Annotated in this window: 7 protein-coding genes; 5 read left to right on the top strand and 2 right to left on the bottom strand. The window is 34.8% G+C overall.

Annotated elements, in window-relative coordinates:
- Positions 1-632 (bottom strand): GntR family transcriptional regulator (locus tag ADM33_RS04085; protein WP_049503285.1); only part of this gene is annotated, 632 nt, incomplete at its 3' end.
- A gap of 140 nt (positions 633-772) precedes the next feature.
- Between ADM33_RS04085 and guaA the strand changes: the two genes are divergently transcribed.
- From guaA to ADM33_RS04070, 3 genes are all read left to right on the top strand, one after another.
- Entirely contained in the window at positions 773-2,335 is a 1,563-nt protein-coding gene (gene guaA / locus ADM33_RS04080; RefSeq protein WP_049503284.1) for a glutamine-hydrolyzing GMP synthase, read from the top strand.
- A 220-nt stretch (positions 2,336-2,555) separates the two neighbouring features.
- Positions 2,556-4,574 (top strand): hypothetical protein, encoded by a 2,019-nt coding sequence (locus ADM33_RS04075; protein ID WP_049503283.1) that lies wholly within the window; start codon positions 2,556-2,558, stop codon positions 4,572-4,574.
- A 50-nt stretch (positions 4,575-4,624) separates the two neighbouring features.
- Positions 4,625-5,782: a hypothetical protein gene (locus tag ADM33_RS04070; RefSeq protein ID WP_049503282.1), complete on the top strand. Its 1,158-nt coding sequence runs from the start codon at positions 4,625-4,627 to the stop codon at positions 5,780-5,782.
- Positions 5,783-5,869: 87 nt separating this feature from the next.
- On the opposite strand, the gene ADM33_RS04065 is transcribed toward ADM33_RS04070, so the two are convergent.
- Entirely contained in the window at positions 5,870-6,130 is a 261-nt protein-coding gene (locus tag ADM33_RS04065) for a hypothetical protein (RefSeq protein ID WP_049503281.1), read from the bottom strand.
- Positions 6,131-6,651: 521 nt separating this feature from the next.
- Here ADM33_RS04065 and ADM33_RS04060 point away from each other — a divergent pair.
- Positions 6,652-7,425 (top strand): ABC transporter ATP-binding protein, encoded by a 774-nt coding sequence (locus ADM33_RS04060; protein WP_049503280.1) that lies wholly within the window; start codon positions 6,652-6,654, stop codon positions 7,423-7,425.
- On the top strand, positions 7,415-8,875 hold a 1,461-nt coding region (locus ADM33_RS04055), incomplete at its 3' end, for an FtsX-like permease family protein (protein ID WP_049503279.1). The genes ADM33_RS04060 and ADM33_RS04055, both read left to right, overlap by 11 nt.

The raw sequence follows: 8,875 nt of genomic DNA, 5'->3' as shown, positions 1-8,875 counted from the left end.
GTACCATCATCAAAGTAAGAAACTTGAGTAAGCCCTAAAATTGCATGCCCCTTTTCCACTTCCAGATAATGAGCAATTTTTTCCTTGGCTAAGCGAGCATATATAGTCTGGTGAGATTTACCAATCCGATAACCATGTTTCTGCAAGGTTTGAAAGAAGTGCTTGGTTACTTCTTCTTTTTTGAAATTTTTGATAAATTTCTCAGGAATAGAAGCTACCTCGTAGACTACAGGAACTTGATCTGCATAACGAACACGTTCCATCCGGATAATATTTTCAGTAGCCTTAATCCCTAATTTTTCAACTTCTTGCTCATTAGGGATCGTTCGACGATAGGAAATCAGATGACTCGATGGTGTTTTACCCTGAGCTTTTACAATCTCCGTAAAACTAGTTGTTCCACGCATTTTTTCCTGAACACGAGTACTAGAAACAAAGGTCCCACTGCCCACACGACGCTCCAAAACTCCCTCCTCGACCAAAAGAGAGATGGCTTGACGCAGGGTCATACGACTAACTTCAAATTCCTCAGCTAAATCTCGCTCACTTGGAAGTCTTTCCCCAATTTTCCAACTTCCCTCATCAATGTCTTTCTTGATTTGGTCGTGGATTTTCATATAAGCTGGTAACATGCTTGCTCACTTCTTTTCTTTATTTTTTCCATTGTACCCTATCTCATAGGGAAAAGTCAAACTGCACTTGTTTGGTTGGTAATTCTAACCCTTTTATGATAGAATATTCAAGAAGATATTTCTTTTAAGAAAGGGAAAAGATGAGCAACATTTCAACTGATTTGCAAGATGTCGAAAAGATCATCGTACTGGACTATGGTAGCCAGTACAACCAACTCATCTCACGTCGTATCCGTGAGATTGGTGTCTTTTCAGAACTAAAAAGTCACAAGATTTCGGCTGACGAAGTCCGTGCTATCAATCCTATCGGGATTGTACTTTCAGGTGGTCCAAACTCTGTTTACGAAGAAGGATCGTTTGATATTGATCCAGAGATTTTTGAACTTGGAATTCCGATTTTGGGAATCTGCTATGGTATGCAGCTATTGACTCACAAGCTTGGTGGTAAGGTTGTTCCTGCAGGCGATGCTGGTAACCGTGAATACGGTCAATCAACATTGACTCACACAGAATCAGCTCTTTTTGCGGGTACTCCAGATGAGCAACTTGTCTTGATGAGCCATGGGGATGCTGTTACAGAAATTCCTGCTGATTTTGTCCGTACTGGAACTTCTGCTGACTGTCCTTACGCATCTATTGAAAATCCAGACAAGAAAATCTATGGTATCCAATTCCACCCTGAAGTTCGCCACTCAGTACACGGCTATGATATCCTCCGTAACTTTGCCTTGAACATCTGTGGTGCCAAAGGTGACTGGACAATGGATAACTTCATCGAGATGCAAATCAAACAAATCCGTGAGAAAGTTGGAGACAAACGTGTTCTCCTCGGACTTTCTGGTGGTGTTGACTCTTCTGTTGTTGGGGTTCTTCTCCAAAAAGCCATCGGGGATCAATTGATCTGTATCTTTGTAGATCACGGTCTTCTCCGTAAAGGTGAAGCTGACCAAGTTATGGATATGCTTGGTGGTAAGTTTGGTTTGAACATTGTCAAAGCAGATGCTGCCAAACGTTTCCTTGATAAATTGGCTGGTGTATCTGATCCTGAACAAAAACGGAAGATTATCGGTAACGAGTTTGTTTATGTCTTTGATGACGAAGCAAGCAAACTAACAGATGTGAAATTCCTTGCTCAAGGAACTCTTTATACAGATGTGATTGAGTCTGGTACTGATACTGCTCAAACCATCAAGTCTCACCACAACGTGGGTGGACTTCCTGAAGATATGCAGTTTGAACTCATCGAGCCTTTAAATACTCTTTACAAGGATGAAGTTCGTGCCCTCGGTACTGAACTTGGCATGCCAGACCACATCGTATGGCGCCAACCATTCCCAGGTCCAGGAATTGCTATCCGTGTCATGGGTGAAATCACTGCAGAGAAACTTGAAACAGTTCGTGAATCAGACGCTATCCTTCGTGAAGAAATTGCCAAAGCAGGTCTTGACCGCGATATCTGGCAATATTTCACTGTTAACACTGGCGTTCGTTCAGTAGGTGTTATGGGAGATGGCCGTACTTACGACTATACCATCGCTATCCGTGCCATCACTTCTATCGATGGAATGACAGCTGACTTCGCTAAGATTCCTTGGGAAGTTCTCCAGAAAATCTCAGTTCGTATCGTAAATGAAGTTGACCACGTTAACCGTATCGTCTATGATATCACAAGTAAACCACCTGCAACTGTGGAGTGGGAATAATGGAGAGGCTTGATTTACCTTCAAAATAGCGATTCTACAGCAGTTTAGCAGGAACAAAATAGTCTAAAAAGGGTGTATCTTCGTTTGATTCCCCCCTAAATCCCCCCGAAAAGTTAGTTAAAAATTTTTTTGACCAACATTTTTGGAGGGATTTTTATAATAAAAAGTACAAAGTATTTTTATAGCACGTAATTTTATTTTTCAAATGTAAAAAATATATATGATTTCTAGAGTAAAATTTTATGATGTAAATGACTTATCTATCGGTTTCTATTTTCCAAGAATTCAAGAAATTTTAGATGCTTATTTATCGAATTCTTATAGCCTAAATTCTTTTTTGGAAGCCCTTGAATTTTATAATATTATCAAATTCATAGAAAATGAGGTTTTTTCAATTGACTGGTCGCTAAGCTATATTGAAGAAATAAAGAAATCTCTTCCTTCGATGATTCAACTACAAAATAATTATTTTGGTTCTGCTCCGAAAGATGAGATTTTAAATAACATAAAACTTCTACAAAGCGAATATAACTATCGTGAAGACTTTTTTGAGATATTTACATTATTTAACTATGGTCAAAAAATTAGTGAAGTAGAGTTTGTGCAATATTTTATAGAATCCAATCTACATTTATGTCATCTCTTAAAAAATACCTATTTTCTAAAAAAGTATCCTACTTTCATTAAGCAATTTTTTCTGAGTTCACCCTCTCATCTTGAAATATTACTCGATAATTTTGTAGATTCAAATTCATGTAAAAATGTTATCCCAAGTAATATCACAAATTTAGAGTGGAATGATTTAATTGAAAAATATATTTGTGACCCCGATGTGAATATAAATTATTTAAAAATTTTAAGAAACCCTATAAAAGGTTTCGATAAGAATAGATACTTTCAACTTACAGATAAACAAAAACTGTTGATTGACAAAAAAATTCAAGAATTTAATTCTAGTTTTAATGATAAGGATTTTGGAATTCAAGTTGATATTAGAGTATATACAAAGAAGGAAGCGTACTATTACGCAATTAAAAAGAGTAGGGAGCTTCATATTGAGGGAATTGAAAAAGGTTTGTATAATCCTATTGTAGTCGCAACAGGTGGAGCTAGGCCAAAACAATATGAATATACATTATCAACTTTTATAGATAGTGCTAAACTTTTTGAAAAACATAATTTTCAAAATATATTAGACTATTTTTGTAAAGACTTTGAACTGAGCACAAGTGTTGGTACTTTTGCATTAGCAAGCTTTCCTCAATTAGAGATGGGGGTACTTGAAAGAACGTTAGGCATTTCGACTAGAAATCACTATAAATTTGGTTTTTACTTCTCAGTCAAGCATCAACTATACGTGATGAAACTGATTGCTTTATCAAAAATACTACAGAAATTCAGTCTAAGAATTGAAGATTTCATTACTTGGTTTTTCGATATTTTCCTGACTAATCAGTACGGTATTGATTGGATACATTTTGATGTGCCTTCAATTTCAGAAACAACGGGAAATAAAACAGCAACACTTTTTAGAATCGAAGAATCATTAAGAAAACAATACAAATTATTGAGTGAAGAAGGGCTTATTGATGTAAATTTATATAATATTACTTCTACTCCTTCAATTGAATCTTTGCAGAGTTTTACTAAAAGAAAATACTTCTCAATGAATAATTCAGATAATAATATTCAACAGATTGTTAATTTATTATTCTCTGACCAAAGTCCTATTCATTTTATTATTAATGAGGAATACAAAGGAAGCAACTTTAAGGAATTAATTTCACAACAATGCTTGAGTTATGCAAATTTTCATGAATATCAAATAGATTACATAAAACTACTAATAGATGCTGGAATTTGCCAAAATGATACAGGTGTTATATCTTTTAAAGATATGTCCCAAATAAGTCTTTTAGAAAAAATATTCTTATATGGCTCTGTTAATAGTATATCTTTATCTGAATCTGAAAAACTCAGTGCTGATAGGATGCTTGATAATGGATGGTTAATATTTTCGGATACCTTATTTTCAATTCAAGAATTTAATTATTTGAATTTTGTCCTAAATAACAAATCATATGACAATAGCTGGGGAATCAGAAATAAGTATTTGCATGGAGTACCTATTTATGATTCTATTCAGCAATATGAGTATGAATATCATCTCATTCTGCTCATATTAATTTTCTATATTATCAAAATAAATGAGGAACTCAAACATCGTAGTTATTGCTAACCAAATTCATTCACAAATAATATTCTACTGATTAACTATCGGAGCTTTTTATGACTACAATATTCTTTTCATGGCAATCTGACTTACCGAATAAAACAAATAGAAATTTAATTGAGAATTCTATAAAATTAGCATTGAAAAAAATGAACCAAGATTCTCCGTATTCTCTTATCACTGAAATTGACAGAGATACAAAAGGTGTTCTAGGTAGTCCAGATATTGTTGATTCAATATTAACCAAAATTGATAAGTGTGGCCTATTTATAGCAGATATATCAATTATAAACAGTAGTTTAAATGGTAAAAGAACTCCTAACCCTAACGTATTATTTGAATTAGGATATGCAGTAAAGTGTCTAGGGTGGGATAGAGTTATTTGTGTGTTCAATTCTGATTTTGGCGATGTTTCAGAACTACCTTTCGATTTACGTAATAGACGAATTCTAACTTATGAAACATCCAATATTTCCGAAACAAGGAAAAAGTTAGCTGATATATTTAAACAAATAATTGATAAGAATTACTATACTTTAGAACAAGTCCAAGAAGTTAGTGACTTTTATAGTATAAAAATCTATTCATGCTTTATTAATATCATATCAAGAATTATAAAGGTTTTATATGGAAGTGAAACTGTCTGCTCTTTTGAAGCAATTACTAATGTTTTAAATATGACTCCTACAGAAATAAATAGACTACTTTCGCATGAATTGCTGGGTTTTAACTTATTTACAAGCTATGACGAGCAAATTAAAATATTAACAAACGAGTTAGATAGAATCACCTCTATTAATATGTTTAACACAAACCTGTATGTACCCATTATTAAATTAATTAAGGAATTAAAATCCCATAATCTTTTTATTAATAGAGAACATTTTTTTGAAAATTTTAAAGTAAATACACCCATTATGAATGACTATAGTATCATTCATAATAGTGATAATAACGAAATTCCAAATAGATATGCTCTAGGAAAGAAAATTGATGCCAATAGAGCAAAAATCGTAGATTTCACCGATATTAAACGAACTGACCATGTTAAATTTGCTTTAACTCACTTCTGTTTAGATGTAAATACATATAACGTTTACTATAATCATTATGTTTGTATTCTTAAATATATCAATGAGTTTATTAGTAATAATGATGGGAAATTTTTAATTGACAATACAGAAATATTAATAAAAAATGTAAAAAAACTGTAATTAGATGATTAATATAAAATATTACTTAAAAACTTACAAGAATAGAGCCTGATAGATTACATATCAAGCTCTATTTTTTGGTTTATTCTATTTACTTAATGTTACTGTTTCACCACTATCTCCTGCTAAATCAGGCATTGTTACAGAATATCCAGAAACTGAATATTTCAGCTCAGTACCATTGTTATCACTGATAATCTGTTTGTCTGTATCAATAGCTACTTTCTCGGAATAGAGGTACTTCACATTATTGCCTCTCTCTAAAAGGAGATTGATATTAAATATGTTTTCATCACCACTTACTTTTAGTTCGTAATGCAATGTCAATTCTTCGTCTTCGAATCCCATTTCAGAACCATCAATACCGCTTTTTTCGTATGAATATGTTCCTGATAGCTGACTATCATTAGTACTTGTACAGTGGTGCTGATAAAGAGATAGCTCAACTACTTACAAATGCAATTACCATACAAACCGCATCAGAAACAAGAGTAAAATTTAATTGAAATCAACATATGAAAAAATCAATCCCCCCGAAAAATCCCCCATTGAAGTATATAACCCTTCTAAACCCTTGATTTACAAGGGATAGGGATATACCAGTCTCAATTGAGTGGGAGTAGAGTTTCCTATAAAATAATAAATAATACTGCTGGAGCATGGACTACAGTGGTATTATTTTTTATAATTTCAATATTAGGAAAATTTCTCGACTCTCAAGTCCTCTTTTTAAATCCTTGAAACCATGCTATAATATAGTAAGTATAGCTCCAATAACCTAATGATAAAGATTTCTTACATCATCCGTAAGTGTTATTCTACTCTGATTCATATTATAATGAAAGTAACAAAAGATGGAGGTGTTTCACATGGAAACAATTTTACGAGTAGAATCATTAAAAAAGCATTATGGAAAAGAGCCGAATATCACCAAAGCCTTGAACGGTATATCTTTTCAAGTTGTCAAAGGTGAGTTCTTAGGGATTATGGGGAGCAGTGGTTCTGGGAAAACAACCCTTCTTAACTGTCTCGCTACTATCATCAAACCAACTGACGGCTCCATTCAAATGCAAGAAAAAGATTTAGGTCAGTTAAAAGGTAGTCAGTTAGCTGATTATCGTGGCAAGGAAATTGGTTACCTCTTTCAAAATTTTGAGCTTTTGGACAATCTGACAGCCAAAGAAAATATTTTACTCCCCTTGTCTTTGCACAAGGTCGATGCCAACGAAAGCAAGGTTCGGTTAGAATTGCTTTCCCAATATCTAGATATTTCTGAACTTCTGGATAAGTTCCCATCTCAATTATCAGGTGGTCAACGGCAAAGGGTAGCTGCTGCGCGTGCCTTGATTTTAGACCCTAAGATTGTATTTGCAGATGAGCCCACAGGAGCTTTGGATTCAAAAAATGCGACCATTTTGATGCAAAAATTATCCGAAATGAATCAAGTGGAAGAAACCACCATTCTCATGGTGACCCACGATTCAGTCGCTGCCAGCTTTTGCAACCGCATCTTGTTTATCCAAGACGGAAAACTATTCCATGAAATTCGACGCGATTATCCAAGAGAAAGTCAAGAAGATTTTTACCACAGAATACTAAAGGTCATGTCTGCACTGGTTGGAGGTGATGGCAATGTTTTCTAAATTAGTCTCAAGAAATAGCAAGAGGGATCGAAAGAATAATGGCTTGTATTTCAGTTCCATGGTTCTTTCTATTATCTCCTTTTACATCATCCTTTCTTTGTCCCATCAAGATGTGATGATCTTTCTCAAACAAATAGAGAGTGACGCTATAAATAAACTCTTTAGCATGATTCCGATTCTTTACGTAGCAACACTCTTTATTCTCTTTTTTCTAGTCTACTTCGCAAGCAGTATGCAGATGGAAAGGAGAAAACATGAATTTGGTGTCTATCTAACGCTAGGGATGCGAAGAAGCAAACTGTTCTTGCTGCTCCTACTCGAGGATTTGAGAAACAGTATCCTTGCTCTTGGAATAGGTCTTCCAATTTCAATCTTGATTTCAGAACTGATTAGCCTAATAACCGCTAAAATTGTTGGGCTAGGGATTATTGAACATCAATTTTCTCTATCTACTACAGCTCTATTCTATACAATCATTGGTTTCCTAGCCGTAAAATTAGCTGTCTTTATTCTTTTAAGTGCAAAAACAGCCAATAAGGAAATCGGAGATCTGCTATCCTATTCTCCTTCTGGCATGAAGAAACTACTCCCCAAGGGTCTGTACCTTCTTGCTTCTGTCCTCGGAATTTTGCTTCTAGGAACAGCCTATTACTTGGGGATGAGTGGACGAGCTTGGGAAAATGTCATAACAATGGGCATCACTGTTCTCTTGGGGACTCTAGGAACTATACTACTCTTCTTCGGTATGCGTTTGTTTATAGACTTTTTGGTCAAGCTTGGAAGCACTCGAAAACTCCACACCTATAATTTTAGACAGATTCAGGAATTAGTTATCCAGCGCTCAACTATACTGGCTATCTGCTCCCTCTTAATCTTCTCTGCCTTGTGCCTCTTTGGAGCAGGTGTTGCCATTGCAAGTGGCAATTCAGGCAATCATACCCACGTTTTGGATTATACATTTAGAGATAGCAAGCAGGAAACAGATGAAAATCTTAATATGAATACAGTTAAAAAAGAGCTTGAAGCTGCTGGACTGGCATCACAGTTTTCAAAGATTCTACAAATCAAAGTGGGCAAACCGAAAGAACTCGAGTCCGTGTCCTTTGAACAGTTCATCAAGGTATTGAAAGAGCAAAAAGAAAGTAAAAACAAGGAAGTCTTAGTCCATAATTTCCAGAAGTATATAAGTTGCCACCTTTTGCCACTCTCTGAATACAATGAGCTTAGAAAGGCTGCCAGTCTCCCTCCTCTAGAATTAATAAACAAGGAAGCCTACTTGTATATGGGAAAAGATTTTCTCCCGGATGAGAATCTAGTTAACTCTGTTCTGAAAACAAATCCTCAAATCAAAGTCATGGGAAATGATGTAAAATTGATTGGAGAGGTTCAGTCTTTACCGATTGTAACGGATCGTGAAATAACCATTTCTGTAGCCCTCATAGTCCCAGAT

Origin of the sequence: Streptococcus oralis, from assembly GCF_001075875.1 — a bacterium.
Classification (GTDB): Bacteria; Bacillota; Bacilli; order Lactobacillales; family Streptococcaceae; genus Streptococcus; species Streptococcus oralis_I.
Note: the sequence above shows the minus strand (reverse complement) of the source record. Positions and strands in the feature narration are given on the sequence as shown.